Below are 14,752 nucleotides of genomic sequence, written 5' to 3'. Positions count from 1 at the left end.
ACGACGTTGATCGGATGACGTCGACCGGTGCCGCTCCGCTCTCTCCTCCACGGGCGCGACTGGCGGCCGTCGGCCACGAGCGCACCCGTGAGGTTCCGGAAACTTCGCGTTCACAGCAGTCGGACCGGTCGGAAACAACCGCTTTCTAGCGTGACGGCCCGTGGGATCGAAGTCGTATACACGGCCCCTGACGACTCATCACGATCCGTCGGCTCCCCGTCCTGCCGACGACGCCGAGCGGGACTCCCACGCATCCCCCACCACCCGAACCGAGCGCCACCGAGAGGCGTGACATGAGCACCACAGAGTCACGGTCGGCAAAGGCAGACCCGACACCATCCGCCGACCAGGCGGTCAAGGAGACTCTGGAGGACTACACCCTCCGCTTCGCGCCGCGCAGTTACCGGCGCTGGACCCCGATGGTGGTCGCGACGACCGCGCTCGGCGGCATCGCCTACATGGCCGACTTCTCCATCGGCGCCGGCATCGGCCTGGCCCACGGCACCGGCAACGCGCTCCTCGCCATCGCCGTCGCGGCCGTAGTCATCTTCGTGACGGGCTTCCCGCTGGCCTACTACGGGGCCCGCTACAACATCGACCTGGACCTCATCACCCGCGGTTCCGGCTTCGGTTACTTCGGTTCGGTCCTCACGAGTGTCATCTTCGCCAGCTTCACCTTCATCTTCTTCGCCCTCGAAGGCTCGATCATGGCCCAGGGCCTGAAGCTGGGCCTCGGACTGCCGCTGTGGCTGGGCTACCTGGTGTCCACGCTCATGGTGATCCCGCTGGTGATCTACGGCATGAAGGCGCTGAGCAAGCTCCAGGTGTGGACGACGCCGATCTGGCTGCTGCTGATGGTCGGCCCGCTGGTCTACCTGGTCGCCACCGACCCCGGCACCGTCGACCGCTTCCTCGCCTACGCGGGCACCGACGGGGAGGGCGGCGTCAACACCGCCGCCGTGCTGCTCAGCGCGGGCGTGTGTCTGTCCCTGATCGCACAGATCGGCGAGCAGATCGACTACCTGCGCTTCATGCCGCCCAAGACCGAGGCGAACAAGCGCGCCTGGTGGACGGCCGTGGTGATGGCCGGGCCCGGCTGGGTGGTGCTGGGCGCACTGAAGCAGGCCATCGGCGTGTTCCTCGCCGTCTACATCCTCGCCGAGGTCGGTCCCGCCGCCGCGCCCGAGCCGATCCAGCAGTTCAAGCACGCCTTCGACGCGATGATGCCGTCCTGGATCGTCGTCCCGCTGGCCGTGGCGCTGGTCGTGATCAGCCAGATCAAGATCAACGTGACGAACGCCTACTCCGGCTCCCTCGCCTGGACGAACTCCTTCACCCGGGTCACCGGACGCTACCCGGGCCGGATGGTCTTCGTCCTGGTCAACCTTGCCTTCGCGCTGGCGCTGATGGAGGCCGACATGTTCAGCTTCCTCAACAGCATCCTGGGCTTCTACTCGAACTGCGCCATCGCCTGGGTCGTCACGGTCGCCACCGACATCGGCGTCAACAAATACCTGCTGAAGCTCTCCCCGCTCCAGCCCGAGTTCCGCCGCGGCATGCTCCACGCCGTCAACCCCGTGGGCGTGGTGGCCTTCGTCGCCGCCTCCGGCCTCTCCATCGCCATGTACTTCCACGCCCTCGGCGACACCCTCCAGCCGTACTCCCCTGTCGCCGCCGCCCTGATCGCCTTCGTCCTCACCCCGCTGATGGCGATCGTCACCAAGGGCAAGTACTACCTGCGCCGCACCGACGACGGCATCGACGAGCCGATCCTGGACGAGGACGGTAACCCCAGCGCCGTCAGCTACGACTGCCATGTGTGCCGGCAGGAGTTCGAGCGCCCCGACGTGGCCGCCTGCCAGACGCACGAAGCCGTCGTCTGTTCCCTGTGCCTGAGCACCGACAAGGTCGGCGACCACGTCCTGCCGGCCGCACCCGCCGGAGCCTGACGACGCGCCACCCCTGAGGACACGGTGGAGGGCTCCCGCGGGCAGATGCCTGCGGGAGCCCTCCACCGTGTCCTCAGGGGTGGCTATGCCTCGCCGCCCTCCAGGTCACCTTCCGTCTCCAGGTACACCTGCCGCAGCGCCTCCAGCACCGCCGGGTCCGGCTTCTCCCACATGCCGCGCGACTCCGCCTCCAGCAGCCGCTCGGCGATGCCGTGCAGGGCCCAGGGGTTGGCCTCCTGGAGGAACTCGCGGTTGGTGGGGTCCAGGACGTAGGTCTCGGTGAGCTTGTCGTACATCCAGTCGGCGATCACGCCGGTCGTGGCGTCGTAGCCGAACAGGTAGTCCACAGTGGCGGCGAGTTCGAAGGCGCCCTTGTAGCCGTGGCGGCGCATCGCCTCGATCCACTTCGGGTTGACGACACGGGCGCGGAAGACGCGCGAGGTCTCCTCGACGAGCGTGCGGGTGCGGACCGTCTCGGGCCGGGTGGAGTCGCCGATGTACGCCTCGGGCGCGGTGCCGCGCAGGGCGCGGACCGTGGCCACCATGCCGCCGTGGTACTGGAAGTAGTCGTCGGAGTCGGCGATGTCGTGCTCGCGGGTGTCCGTGTTCTTGGCGGCCACCGCGATCCGCTTGTACGCCGTCTCCATCTCGTCCCGTGCCGGGCGGCCGTCGAGTTCGCGGCCGTAGGCGTAGCCGCCCCAGACCGTGTAGACCTCGGCGAGGTCGGCGTCGGTGCGCCAGTCGCGGGAGTCGATGAGCTGGAGCAGTCCGGCGCCATAGGTGCCGGGGCGGGAGCCGAAGATGCGGGTGGTGGCGCGGCGTTCGTCGCCGTGGGCCGCCAGGTCGGCCTGGACGTGGGCGCGTACGTGGTTGACCTCGGCCGGTTCGTCCAGCGACGCGGCCAGGCGTACGGCGTCGTCGAGCAGGCCGATCGTGTGCGGGAAGGCGTCCCGGAAGAAGCCCGAGATGCGCAGGGTCACGTCGATGCGCGGGCGGCCCAGCTCCTCGTGGGGGATGGCCTCCAGGCCCGTCACGCGCCGGGAGGCGTCGTCCCAGACCGGGCGGACGCCGAGCAGGGCGAGGGCCTCGGCGACGTCGTCGCCCGCCGTGCGCATCGCGCTCGTGCCCCACAGGGAGAGGCCGACGGAGGTGGGCCACTCGCCGTTGTCGGTGCGGTAGCGCTCCAGCAGCGAGTCCGCGAGGGCCTGGCCGGTCTCCCAGGCGAGGCGGGACGGGACGGCCTTGGGGTCGACGGAGTAGAAGTTTCGGCCGGTCGGCAGGACGTTGACGAGGCCGCGCAGGGGGGAGCCGGAGGGGCCGGCGGGGACGAAGCCACCGCCCAGCGCGTGCAGGGCGTGGTCGAGTTCGGCGGTGGTCGCGGCGAGGCGGGGGACGACCTCGCGGGCGGCGAACTCCAGGATGGCGGCGACCTGTTCACCGTGTTCGGTGGGCACGGCGGCCGGGTCCCAGCCCGCGTCGTCCATCGCCTGGACCAGGGCGCGGGCCTTCGCCTCCGCCTCGTCGGCGGTCGTACGGGTCGCGGCGGACTCGTCCAGACCGAGGGCCTCGCGCAGGCCGGGCAGGGCGGTGGTGCCGCCCCAGATCTGGCGGGCGCGGAGGATGGCGAGGACGAGGTTGACCCGGTCGGCGCCCTGCGGCGGAGCGCCGAGGACGTGCAGGCCGTCGCGGATCTGGGCGTCCTTGACCTCGCACAGCCAGCCGTCGACGTGCAGCAGGAAGTCGTCGAAGCCGTCGTCGTCCGGGCGGTCGTCCATGCCGAGGTCGTGGTCGAGCTTGGCGGCCTGGATGAGGGTCCAGATCTGGGCGCGGATGGCCGGGAGCTTGGCCGGGTCCATGGAGGAGATCTGGGCGTACTCGTCGAGGAGTTGCTCCAGGCGCGCGATGTCGCCGTAGGAGTCGGCGCGGGCCATGGGCGGGACGAGGTGGTCGATGAGGGTGGCGTGGACGCGGCGCTTGGCCTGGGTGCCCTCGCCGGGGTCGTTGACCAGGAAGGGGTAGATCAGGGGCAGGTCGCCGAGGGCGGCGTCGGGGCCGCAGGCGGCGGACAGGCCGGCGTTCTTGCCGGGCAGCCACTCCAGGTTGCCGTGCTTGCCGAGGTGGACCATCGCGTCGGCGCCGAACCCGCCGTCCTCGGCGCGGGCCGCGATCCAGCGGTAGGCGGCCAGGTAGTGGTGGGAGGGCGGGAGGTCCGGGTCGTGGTAGATGGCGATGGGGTTCTCGCCGAAGCCGCGCGGGGGCTGGATGAGGATCAGCAGGTTGCCGAAGCGGAGGGCCGCGAGGACGATGTCGCCCTCCTTGTTGCGGCTGCGGTCGACGAACATCTCGCCGGGCGCGGGGCCCCAGTGCTCCTCGACGGCCGTCCGCAGCTCCTCCGGCAGCGTGGCGAACCAGCGCCGGTAGTCGGCCGCCGGGATCCGCACCGGGTTGCGGGCCAACTGCTCCTCGGTGAGCCAGTCCTGGTCGTGGCCGCCGGCCTCGATGAGCGCGCGGATCAGTTCGTCGCCGTCGCCGGAGACCAGGCCGGGGATGTCGGTGTCGCCGAAGTCGTAGCCCTCGGCCAGCAGCCGCCTGAGCAGCGCGACGGCGCTGGCGGGGGTGTCGAGGCCGACCGCGTTGCCGATCCGGGAGTGCTTGGTCGGGTAGGCGGACAGGACCAGGGCCAGGCGCTTGTCGGCGGCCGGGATGTGGCGAAGGCGCGCATGGCGTACGGCGATTCCGGCGACGCGGGCCGCACGCTCGGGGTCGGCGACGTAGGCGGGCAGGCCGTCCGCGTCGATCTCCTTGAAGGAGAACGGGACGGTGATGAGCCGGCCGTCGAACTCGGGTACGGCGATCTGGCTGGCGGCGTCGAGCGGGGAGACGCCCTCGTCGTTCTCCTCCCAGGCGGTGCGCGAACCGGTCAGGCACAGGGCCTGGAGGATCGGCACGTCGAGGGAGGTGAGGGCGCCCGCGTCCCAGGACTCGTCGTCGCCGCCGGCGGATGCCTCGGCGGGCTTGGTGCCGCCGGCGGCGAGGACGGTGGTGACGATGGCGTCGGCGGCGCGCAGTTCGTCGATCAGCTCGGGCTCGGGGGCCCGCAGGGAAGCGACGTACAGCGGCAGGGGCCGGCCGCCGGCCTCCTCGATCGCGTCGCACAGGGCGCCCACGAACGCCGTGTTGCCGCTCATGTGGTGGGCGCGGTAGTAGAGCACGGCGATCGTCGGGCCGTCGGCCCGGGACTCGCGCTCCAGCGGGCCCCAGCTCGGCGCGGCCGCCGGTGCCTCGAAGCCGTGGCCGGTGAGCAGGACGGTGTCCGACAGGAAGCGGGCGAGCTGCTCCAGGTTGGCCGGGCCGCCGTGGGCGAGGTAGGCGTGGGCCTCGGCGGCGATGCCGACCGGGACCGTGGAGGCGGCCATCAGCTGGGCGTCCGGGGCCTGTTCGCCGGTGAGGACGACGACCGGGCGGCCGTCGGCGAGCAGCAGGTCGAGGCCCTCCTGCCAGGCGCGCAGACCACCGAGGAGGCGTACGACGACGAGGTCGACGCCGTCGAGGAGCGCGGGCAGGTCGTCGAGCGGGAGCCTGGCCGGGTTGGCGAAGCGGTACGGGACCGGGCCGTTCGCCGCGCGGGCGCTGAGCAGGTCGGTGTCGGACGTCGACAGCAGAAGGATCATGCGGCGTCGGCCTTCCTCGGGGTGTCCGCGCCCCGGGTGGTGTCTGACGGCGGGAGTTCCTGACTCACCCGACCCTGGCGGGGTGGGCTCACAGTGGCGGGACCGCGCCGGATTCGCACCGGCTTCCTCCCCTGTCGCCGTCGTGGCGGTGGCGGACCGGATGATCCACCGACAAGCATAGTAAGGGTCGTGGGAAGAGGAGTCGGCCTACAGAGGCACCGCATACAGTCGGCGGTGCGGTCGGTATGCTCGCCGCCATGTCCACGCCGTCCATCCGTCCGTCGTCCCAGGCCACAGGGGTCTCACGGGGCCGGGACGACGCATGCCCGGGCGCACTGAGGCTCCACACGGCGGACGACGGCGCACTCGCCCGGATCCGGATTCCCGGGGGTGTGCTTCAGGTCGGTCAGGCGCGGGATCTGGGCCGCGCGGCGCTCGAACTGGGCGACGGGGAGCTGCATCTGACCTCGCGGGGCAACGTCCAGTTGCGCGGTCTGCCGACCGGCTGCGGCGGGGAGTTGGCGAGCCGGCTGGAGGCGGCCGGGCTGCTGCCGTCGTGGCGGCACGAGCGCGTGCGCAATGTGGTGGCCTCGCCCCTGTCCGGTCTGGACGGGCGCGGGTTCGCCGATGTACGGCCGTGGCTGCGGGCGTTGGACGAGCTGCTGTGCGCGAGTGAGGCCGCGGCCCGGCTGTCCGGGCGGTTCCTGTTCGCGCTCGACGACGGGCGGGGGGATGTGGCCGGGCTCGGTGCGGACGTGACGTTGCGGGCGGCACCGGACGGGGCCGTGTGGCTGCGGATCGGGGCCGCCGACTCCGTCGCCGTGCTGAGCGCAGGGGACGCGCCTCGGGCCGCGCTGCTGGCGGCCGAGGTGTTCCTGGAGGCGAGTGCCGGACAGGTCTGGCGGGTGGCCGAACTTCCGGTCCCAGCCGACGAGTTGGCGCACGAGATCGTACGGCGTCTGGCGACCGGGCATGCCGCGCCCGCCGAGGCCGACCGGCCGCTCGCGAGCGAACCCTCCCCCGGCACCATCACCGGCCCCGACGGCACGACGAGCCTCTCCGTTCTCGCCCCGCTGGGCCGCCTCACCGCCGCCCAGTGGACCGAGCTGACGGCGACCGCGTCCGGGGAGCTGCGGCTGACACCTTGGCGTGGAGTGATCCTTCCCACAGTGCGCTCCGACCGGCTCCCCGGCCTAGACTCCGTCGGTCTGATCACGGACCCGGCCTCCCCCTGGCTCGGCGTCGGTGCCTGCATCGGACGGCCCGGTTGCGCCAAGTCGCGGGCGGACATCCGTACGGACGCGGCCGCGTCGCTCACCACGGGCGGCGGGCTGCCGGCGTACTGGTCCGGCTGCGAGCGCCGTTGCGGTCGTCCGCGCGGCGATCACGTGGACGTCGTCGCGGCCCCGGACGGCGGCTACCGGATCTCCGTCGTACGAGGCGGCCGGGTTCGCGCCACGACGACGACCGACAACCCATCGAAGCTCGCCGCCGACCTGGCGGCGGCCCGCACGCATGACCTGTAGGAGCACGGTGTTCGAGTACGAGAAGGACGGTGCGGCCATCTACCGCCAGTCCTTTGCCACCATCCGCGCGGAGGCGGACCTCGCGGGCCTGCCCGCCGACGTCAGTCAGGTCGCGGTCCGGATGATCCACGCCTGCGGGATGGTCGACCTCGTGCGCGACCTCGTGTACTCGCCGGGGGTCGTGGCCCGTGCCCGGGAGGCCCTGCGTGCCGGTGCGCCCATCTTCACCGATGTGCAGATGGTGGCCAGCGGCGTGACCCGCAAGCGGCTGCCCGCCGACAACGACGTGCTGTGCACCCTGTCCGACCCGGCCGTCCCCGAGCTGGCCGCGAAGATGGGCACCACGCGCAGTGCGGCCGCCATGGAGCTGTGGCGGGAGCGTCTGGAGGGTTCGGTGGTCGCGGTCGGGAACGCGCCGACCTCGCTGTTCCGGCTCCTGGAGATGATCGAGGAGGGCGCTCCCCGCCCGGCGGCCGTCATAGGTGTGCCGGTGGGGTTCGTGGGGGCCGCCGAGTCGAAGGAGGCGCTCGCGGAGCATCCGTCGGGCCTTGAGCACCTGGTGGTTCGTGGCCGGCGCGGTGGCAGTGCCATCGCCGCCGCCGCGCTCAACGCGATCGCTAGTGAGGAAGAGTGAGCGGGAAGCTGTACGGCGTCGGGCTGGGACCCGGCGATCCGTCGTTGATGACCGTGCGCGCGGTGGAGGTCATCGCCGAGGCGGACGTGATCGCGTACCACAGTGCGCGGCACGGGCGGTCCATCGCCCGTTCGATCGCGGCGAAGCACATCCAGGAACGGCACATCGAGGAGCGGCTGGTCTACCCGGTCACCACCGAGACCACCGACCACCCCGGCGGCTACCAGGGCGCCATCGACGACTTCTACGCCGAGGCCGCCGCCCGGCTCGCCGCGCACCTCGACGCCGGCCGGACGGTCGCCGTGCTCGCGGAGGGCGACCCGCTCTTCTACGGCTCCTACATGCACATGCACAAGCGGCTCGCGGACCGGTACGACACCGAGGTCATCCCCGGTGTCACCTCCGTGTCGGCCGCCGCGGCCCGTCTGGGCACCCCGCTCGCGGAGGGCGAGGAGGTGCTGACCATCCTGCCGGGCACCCTGCCCGAGGAGGAGCTGACGGCCCGGCTCGCCGCCACGGACGCCGCGGTGGTGATGAAGCTGGGCCGCACCTTCACCAAGGTCCGTAGCGCGCTGGAGAGTTCGGGGCGGCTGGGCGAGGCCCGGTACGTCGAGCGGGCCACCATGAGCGGGGAGCGGCTGGCCGAACTGGCCGATGTGGAGCCGGAGTCGGTGCCGTACTTCTCCGTGGCCGTGCTGCCGAGCCAGGTGGACGCCGAGCCTCCGGTACGGGAGCTGGGTGAGGTCGTCGTGGTCGGGACCGGGCCGGCCGGGCCGCTGTGGCTGACACCCGAGACGCGGGGCGCGCTGGCGGCCGCCGAGGATCTGGTCGGCTACACCACCTACCTGGAGCGGGTGCCGGTCCGTCCCGGCCAGCTCCGGCACGGCTCCGACAACCGGGTCGAGGCCGAGCGGGCCGAGTTCGCGCTGCAACTGGCCCGGCGGGGGCGGCGCGTGGCCGTCGTCTCCGGGGGTGATCCGGGGATCTTCGCGATGGCCACGGCCGTTCTGGAGGTCGCGTCGGCCGAGGAGTACGCGGACATCCCCGTGCGGGTGCTGCCGGGGGTGACCGCCGCCAACGCGGCCGCCGCCCGCGCGGGCGCCCCGCTCGGCCACGACTACGCGACCATCTCCCTCTCCGACCGGCTCAAGCCCTGGGAGGTCATCGCCGAGCGGCTGCGGGCGGCGGCCTCGGCGGATCTGGTGCTGGCCCTGTACAACCCCGGTTCACGCAGCCGCACCTGGCAGGTGGCCAAGGCTCGTGAGCTGCTCCTTGAGCACCGGGCGCCGGAGACGCCGGTCGTGGTCGCGCGGGATGTCGGCGGGTCCGGGGAGCGGGTGCGGATCGTGCGGCTGGCCGAACTCGATCCGGCCGAGGTCGACATGCGCACGATCCTGCTGGTCGGTTCCTCGCAGACGCAGGTCGTACGGCGCGGAAACGGCGAGGATGTCGTCTGGACGCCTCGCCGCTACCCGGACGCGTGACGCCGGGGCGCCTACTCGGCTCCCTTCGCGGCGGGGATCGGTCCCTGTTCGGCGGGGGTGGTTCCCTGGGCCGTCCCCGCCGTCCCCGCCGTCCACTTCTCCTCGATCCGGCCGACCTTCCACACCAGCAGGGCGATGGCCCAGGTGGCGAAGAACAGTGCGACGACGACGTATCCGATGACGTTGAGGTCGAGTCCGGAGACCCGGTCCCAGAAGGCGCCGTGCAGGTGCGCCTTCTCGGCGATCAGGCCCAGCAGTTCGACCGTGCCGATGATGAGGGCGACGGCGACGGACAGGCCGGTGACGGTGAGGTTGTAGTAGACCTTGCGGACCGGCTTGGAGAAGGCCCAGCCGTAGGCGAAGTTCATGAACGAGCCGTCGATGGTGTCCAGCAGCGACATGCCGGCCGCGAACAGGACCGGCAGGCACAGGATCGCGTACCAGGGCAGACCGGAGGCGGCGCCCGAGCCGGCGAGGACCAGCAGGGCGATCTCCGTGGCCGTGTCGAAGCCGAGGCCGAACAGCATGCCCAGGGGGTACATCTGCCAGGGCCTGGTGATCGACTTCATGACGCGGCCGAGGAGGCGGTTCATGAAACCGCGGTTGTCGAGCTGTTCCTCCAGGGCGGCCTCGTCGAAGTGGCCGGAGCGCATCCGCCGGAAGACCTTCCAGATACCGGCCATGATCACCAGGTTGATCATCGCGATGAGGTAGAGGAAGGCCCCGGAGACGGTGGTGCCGATCCAGCCGGCGATGTCGTGCAGTTGCGAGTCGTCGTTCGCTACCGGACCGGCCAGTGCCTTCACGCCCAGGGAGAGCAGCAGGGTGAGGACGAAGACGACGGTCGAGTGGCCGAGGGAGAACCAGAAGCCGACCGACAGCGGCCGCTGCCCCTCGCTCATCAGCTTGCGGGTGGTGTTGTCGATGGCGGCGATGTGGTCGGCGTCGAAGGCGTGCCGCATGCCCAGCGTGTACGCGGTGATGCCGATGCCGATGCCGAACGACCTCTCGCCCAGGCTGTAGTGGTGCGGGGCCACGATCGCGACCAGCGTGAACCAGCCGATGACGTGCAGCGCCAGGATGAACGCGGCCATCCCGCCAAGGCTCGTCCATTCCTTGCGGGTCATCGAGGTGCGGACGCGGTGCCATCTCGTTGTTCGGTTCTTCTCAGCCACGCCCTTGAGCTTGCTGCACATAGATTGCAGGTAACAGCAGGAAGCGGCAAAGCTCGGGTCAGGTTTCAGCCTGCGGCCGGAAAAGACGTGCGGGTGACCAGCCACCGCAGCGCCTGCTCCGGTTCGGCCACGACCCGCACACCGCCTGGGACCGGCGGCCTGCGCACCACGACCACGGGCACTCCGGCCTCGCGTGCCGCCTGCAGTTTCGGCGCGGTGGCCGCTCCCCCGCTGTCCTTCGTCACGACCACGTCGACGCGGTGCCGGCGCAGCAGTTCGCGCTCCCCGTCGAGGGTGAAGGGGCCGCGGTCGAGCAGCACCTCCATGCGGGGCGGGTGCGGGGGCTCGGGCGCGTCCACGGACCGTACGAGGAACCACAGGTCGGTGAGGTCCGCGAAGGCCGCCAGCCCCATCCGCCCGGTGGTGAGGAACACCCGTCGCCCGAGCCCCGGCAGCAGTCGTGCCGCCTCCTCCAGCGAGTCGGCCTCGCGCCAGTCGTCCCCCGCCACCGGGACCCAGCCGGGGCGCCGCAGCGCGAGCAGGGGAACATGGGCGGTGGCGGCGGCCCGCGCCGCGTTGAAACTGATCGTCCCGGCGAAAGGGTGCGTGGCGTCGATGAGCGCGTCCACCTCGTGCTCACGCAGCCACGCGGCCAGCCCGTCGGCGCCGCCGAAGCCGCCCACGCGCACCTCGCCGGGCGGCAGCCGGGGCGCGGCCACCCGTCCGGCCAGCGAGTTCGTGACGCGCAGCCCGGACGCGGGGTCGGCCGCCAGCAGCTCGGCGAGGCGACGGGCCTCGGTGGTCCCGCCCAGAATCAGTACGTGCACGAAGTCCGGTTCCCTTCCGAAGAGTGAGGCATGACGAGCGAGGCCAAGGGCGGCCGCAGCGCCCAACTCAAGCACACCGGTCTACGGCACGGATGGACCACCGGCGCCTGCGCGACGGCGGCGACGACAGCCGCGTACACCGCGCTGCTGACCGGGGAGTTTCCCGACCCGGTGACGATCACGCTGCCCAAGGGGCAGACGCCGGCCTTCGCCCTGGCGGCCGAGGAACTCGATGACGCGTACGCCATGGCAGGGATCGTGAAGGACGCGGGAGACGACCCGGATGTCACCCATGGCGCGCTGATCCGGGCGACGGTGCGGCTGCTGCCCGCGGGGGCCGGGGTCGTCTTCAAGGCGGGTCCCGGTGTGGGGACGGTCACCCGGCCCGGCCTGCCGCTGCCCGTCGGCGAACCGGCCGTCAACCCCGTGCCGCGGCAGCTGATGCGCGACCACGTCGCCCTGGTCGCGCAGCGGTACGGCGGCAGCGGCGATGTCGAGATCACCGTCTCCGTGGACCACGGCGAGGAGATCGCCCGCTCCACCTGGAACCCCCGCCTGGGCATCCTCGGCGGCCTCTCCATCCTCGGCACCACGGGCATCGTGGTCCCGTACTCCTGCTCGGCGTGGATCGACTCCATCCGGCGCGGGGTGGACGTGGCGCGGGCGGCCGGGCGCACCCACGTGGCCGGCTGCACCGGCTCCACCTCGGAGAAGACGGTCGTCGCCGCGTACGACCTCCCCGAGGACGCCCTGCTCGACATGGGCGACTTCGCGGGCGCGGTCCTGAAGTACGTACGCCGCCACCCCGTCGACCGCCTCACGATCTGCGGGGGCTTCGCCAAACTGTCCAAGCTGGCGGCCGGCCATCTGGATCTGCACTCCGCCCGCTCCCAGGTCGACAAGGGCTTCCTGGCCGAGCTGGTCCGGCGCGGCGGCGCGGACGCGGCGCTGGCCGCCGAGGTCGCGAACGCCAACACCGGGCTGGCCGCACTCCAGTTGTGCGCGGCGGCCGGGGTCCCGCTCGGCGATCTGGTGGCGGTCACCGCCCGCGACGAGGCCCTGGCCGTGCTGCGGGGCGCGCCCGTCGCGGTCGACGTGATCTGCATCGACCGCGCGGGAACGATCGTGGGCCGCAGCTCGGTGGACGGACCTCCTGTCGCGCGGCCTTGAACACAACGCCGGGCGCCGGCGGGTGCGCGGTGTCCGGTCACCCGCCAGGCAGACCTGGGGAAGTCGATGGCGGTTCGGCAACGCCCCAAGGCGCGCGGGGCTGCGCCGATATGCGGCTCCGCCGCGTGGGCGCGACCAGCCACGACGGGCCCGCAGACAAAGACGGCACTTCGCGGCACGTCCAGCGGAGCGCCTAGCAGACGTGCCGCTCCCGCTCCGGCGAGTACAGGTGGCTGTCGCGGAACTGCTCCGCGCCCAGCGTCCGGCCGACCATGATGACGGCCGTGCGCAGCACGCCCGCGTCCTTCACCTGCCCGGCGATCTCGTCGAGAGTGCCCCGGATGATCAGCTCGTCGGGGCGGGAGGCGTAGGCGACGACGGCGGCGGGGCAGTCGGCGCCGTAGTGCGGAAGTAGCTCCTCCACCACTCGGTCCACGTACCGGGCGGCGAGGTGCAGGACGATGAGCGCGCCGCTGCGGCCGAGGGTGGCGAGGTCCTCGCCGTCGGGCATGGCGGTGGCGCGGTGGGCGATACGGGTGAGGATGACGGTCTGGCCGACCGTCGGCACGGTCAGCTCCCGCTTCAGGGAGGCCGCGGCGGCGGCGAAGGCGGGCACACCGGGCACCACTTCGTACGGCACTCCGGCCGCGTCCAGGCGCCGCATCTGCTCGGCGACCGCGCTGAACACGGACGGGTCGCCCGAGTGCAGCCGCGCCACGTCGTGCCCCTGCTCATGGGCCCGGAGCAACTCGGCGGTGATCTCGTCGAGGTTGAGGTCCGCGGTGTCCACCAGCCGTGCGTCCGGCGGACATTCGGCGAGCAGTTCGCGAGGCACCAGGCTGCCCGCGTACAGGCAGACCTGGCAGGCGGCGAGCGTACGGGCGCCGCGCACCGTGATCAGGTCGGCGGCACCGGGGCCGGCACCGATGAAGTACACGGTCATCTGTCTGCTCCTGGAAGGGGATTGAGGGTGTTCTGCGCTTTTTCCACGGCCCACTGGGTCACCGGCATCGCCTGACGCCAGCCGGTGAAGCCGCCGACGGGCGCGGCGTGCGCCACCTCGAGCCGCACCAGCTCGCCGCCGTGCCGCCGGTGGGCGGCGGCGAGCAGCGCCTCCGACTCCAGCGTCACGGTGTTGGCGACGAGGCGCCCGCCGGCGGGCAGCGCCTCCCAGCAGGCGTCGAGGAGGCCGGGTACGGTGAGGCCGCCCCCGATGAACACGGCGTCCGGCGTAGGGAGTTCGGCCAGGGCGGCGGGTGCGGCGCCGGTGACGACGCGCAGGCCGGGCACCCCGAGCCGGTCGGCGTTGCGGGTGATGCGCTCGGCGCGCACGGGGTCGCGTTCGACGGTGACCGCCCGGCACGAGGGGTGCGTGCGCATCCACTCGATCGCGATCGACCCGGACCCGCCGCCGACGTCCCACAGCAGTTCCCCGGGCGCAGGCGCGAGCACGCCCAGGGTGACGGCGCGAACATGACGCTTGGTGAGCTGGCCGTCGTGCTCGTAGGCGGTGTCGGGCAGGCCGGGTACGGCGCCGAGGCGCAGGGCGTCCGGGGCGCGATGGCACTCGACGGCGACGACGTTGAGCGGGTCGCCGGGTTCTTCGTGCCACTCATCGGCGGTGGTCGAGGCGGTCGTACGTTCCTTCTCGCCACCGAGTTGTTCCAGCACCCGCATCCGGCTGGGCCCGAAGCCGCGGTCCCGCAGCAGGGCGGCGACCTCGGCGGGTGTGGCGGCGTCGGCGCTGAGCACGAGGAGCCGTCGGCCCTCGTGCAGGGCGGCGGCGATGCGGGCGGCGGGCCGGCCGACGAGCGTGACCACCTCGACGTCCTCCAGCGGCCAGCCGAGGCGGGCGCAGGCGTGGGAGACGGAGGAGGGGTGCGGCAGGACGTGCACGGCTCCGGCGCCGAGGACCTCGGTGAGGGCGCGCCCGATGCCGTAGAACATGGGGTCTCCGCTGGCCAGTACGGCGATCCGGCGGCCCGCGTGGGCGGCGAGGAGGCCGGGAACCGCGGGTCGCAGCGGTACGGGCCACGCGATACGCTCCCCGGCGCACTCGGGCGGCACCAGGTCCAGTTGGCGCGGGCCGCCGATGAGGACCTCGGCGTCGACCAACGCGGCACGGGAGCCGTCCGGGACGCCCTCCCAGCCGTCGGCTCCGATCCCGACGAGGGTCACGACGGCGGGCGGCGGCGGGGCGGGGCGTGCGGGGGTCACTGCGCGGTACCTCGGGGCTCGAAAGGGCAACGGAGAGGCACTCTACGGGGCGGTGGCCTGCGTGTCCTTCGTCGGGTTACACATTCGCGATGATCTTGT

10 protein-coding genes and 1 riboswitch are annotated in these 14,752 nt (G+C 72.3%); of the genes, 5 read left to right on the top strand and 5 right to left on the bottom strand.

Features of this window, described 5'->3' with window-relative positions; all coding sequences use genetic code 11:
• The first annotated feature begins 293 nt into the window (after positions 1 to 293).
• Complete coding sequence (locus ABIE67_RS44485) at positions 294 to 1,949, top strand: cytosine permease (RefSeq protein ID WP_370267353.1); 1,656 nt, start codon at positions 294 to 296, stop codon at positions 1,947 to 1,949.
• A gap of 83 nt (positions 1,950 to 2,032) precedes the next feature.
• Here ABIE67_RS44485 and cobN read toward each other — a convergent pair whose 3' ends face one another.
• On the bottom strand, positions 2,033 to 5,620 hold the full coding sequence (gene cobN / locus ABIE67_RS44480) for a cobaltochelatase subunit CobN (RefSeq protein WP_370267350.1): 3,588 nt from the start codon (positions 5,618 to 5,620) through the stop codon (positions 2,033 to 2,035).
• Between the two features lie 30 nt (positions 5,621 to 5,650).
• A riboswitch (cobalamin riboswitch) is annotated at positions 5,651 to 5,796 on the bottom strand.
• Between the two features lie 81 nt (positions 5,797 to 5,877).
• Here cobN and ABIE67_RS44475 point away from each other — a divergent pair.
• Genes ABIE67_RS44475 through ABIE67_RS44465 form a run of 3 tightly spaced genes read left to right on the top strand, consistent with a single transcriptional unit; the run spans position 5,878 to position 9,264 of the window.
• A complete protein-coding gene (locus tag ABIE67_RS44475) occupies positions 5,878 to 7,146 on the top strand; it encodes a cobalamin biosynthesis protein CobG (RefSeq protein WP_370267348.1) in 1,269 nt (422 codons plus the stop codon).
• Positions 7,136 to 7,780 carry a precorrin-8X methylmutase gene (locus ABIE67_RS44470; protein ID WP_370267346.1) on the top strand — a complete coding sequence of 215 codons (645 nt, stop codon included), beginning with the start codon at positions 7,136 to 7,138 and terminating at the stop codon, positions 7,778 to 7,780. The genes ABIE67_RS44475 and ABIE67_RS44470 overlap by 11 nt, the downstream gene beginning before the upstream one ends.
• Complete coding sequence (locus ABIE67_RS44465; RefSeq protein ID WP_370267344.1) at positions 7,777 to 9,264, top strand: precorrin-2 C(20)-methyltransferase; 1,488 nt, start codon at positions 7,777 to 7,779, stop codon at positions 9,262 to 9,264. The genes ABIE67_RS44470 and ABIE67_RS44465 overlap by 4 nt, the downstream gene beginning before the upstream one ends.
• Before the next feature lie 11 nt (positions 9,265 to 9,275).
• On the opposite strand, the gene ABIE67_RS44460 is transcribed toward ABIE67_RS44465, so the two are convergent.
• Both ABIE67_RS44460 and ABIE67_RS44455 read right to left on the bottom strand, forming a co-directional pair.
• Positions 9,276 to 10,391 (bottom strand): HoxN/HupN/NixA family nickel/cobalt transporter, encoded by a 1,116-nt coding sequence (locus ABIE67_RS44460; protein WP_370269562.1) that lies wholly within the window; start codon positions 10,389 to 10,391, stop codon positions 9,276 to 9,278.
• A 113-nt stretch (positions 10,392 to 10,504) separates the two neighbouring features.
• Positions 10,505 to 11,266 (bottom strand): cobalt-precorrin-6A reductase, encoded by a 762-nt coding sequence (locus ABIE67_RS44455; RefSeq protein WP_370267342.1) that lies wholly within the window; start codon positions 11,264 to 11,266, stop codon positions 10,505 to 10,507.
• Between the two features lie 30 nt (positions 11,267 to 11,296).
• Here ABIE67_RS44455 and ABIE67_RS44450 point away from each other — a divergent pair, with 30 nt between their 5' ends.
• The gene (locus tag ABIE67_RS44450) at positions 11,297 to 12,436 is read left to right on the top strand and encodes a cobalt-precorrin-5B (C(1))-methyltransferase (RefSeq protein ID WP_370267337.1); all 1,140 of its coding nucleotides are present in this window, start codon (positions 11,297 to 11,299) and stop codon (positions 12,434 to 12,436) included.
• A gap of 193 nt (positions 12,437 to 12,629) precedes the next feature.
• On the opposite strand, the gene cobM is transcribed toward ABIE67_RS44450, so the two are convergent.
• Together cobM and cbiE are read right to left on the bottom strand one after the other, a co-directional pair.
• Positions 12,630 to 13,379 carry a precorrin-4 C(11)-methyltransferase gene (cobM, locus tag ABIE67_RS44445; RefSeq protein ID WP_370267332.1) on the bottom strand — a complete coding sequence of 250 codons (750 nt, stop codon included), beginning with the start codon at positions 13,377 to 13,379 and terminating at the stop codon, positions 12,630 to 12,632.
• Positions 13,376 to 14,653, bottom strand: a complete 1,278-nt coding sequence (gene cbiE / locus ABIE67_RS44440; protein ID WP_370267327.1) for a precorrin-6y C5,15-methyltransferase (decarboxylating) subunit CbiE — start codon at positions 14,651 to 14,653, stop codon at positions 13,376 to 13,378. The genes cobM and cbiE overlap by 4 nt, the downstream gene beginning before the upstream one ends.
• Positions 14,654 to 14,752 lie beyond the last annotated feature (99 nt).

It is taken from the genome of Streptomyces sp. V4I8 (assembly GCF_041261225.1).
Taxonomy (GTDB): Bacteria; Actinomycetota; Actinomycetes; order Streptomycetales; family Streptomycetaceae; genus Streptomyces.
Note: the sequence above shows the minus strand (reverse complement) of the source record. Positions and strands in the feature narration are given on the sequence as shown.

Excerpts from the sequence above, each read along its gene's own strand:
- ABIE67_RS44460 (WP_370269562.1), bottom strand. The coding sequence starts at position 10,391 with ATGACCCGCAAGGAATGGACGAGCCTTGGCGGGATGGCCGCGTTCATC.
- ABIE67_RS44450 (WP_370267337.1), top strand. The coding sequence starts at position 11,297 with ATGACGAGCGAGGCCAAGGGCGGCCGCAGCGCCCAACTCAAGCACACC.
- ABIE67_RS44485 (WP_370267353.1), top strand. The coding sequence starts at position 294 with ATGAGCACCACAGAGTCACGGTCGGCAAAGGCAGACCCGACACCATCC.
- ABIE67_RS44470 (WP_370267346.1), top strand. The coding sequence starts at position 7,136 with ATGACCTGTAGGAGCACGGTGTTCGAGTACGAGAAGGACGGTGCGGCC.
- cobM (WP_370267332.1), bottom strand. The coding sequence starts at position 13,379 with ATGACCGTGTACTTCATCGGTGCCGGCCCCGGTGCCGCCGACCTGATC.
- ABIE67_RS44475 (WP_370267348.1), top strand. The coding sequence starts at position 5,878 with ATGTCCACGCCGTCCATCCGTCCGTCGTCCCAGGCCACAGGGGTCTCA.
- cobN (WP_370267350.1), bottom strand. The coding sequence starts at position 5,620 with ATGATCCTTCTGCTGTCGACGTCCGACACCGACCTGCTCAGCGCCCGC.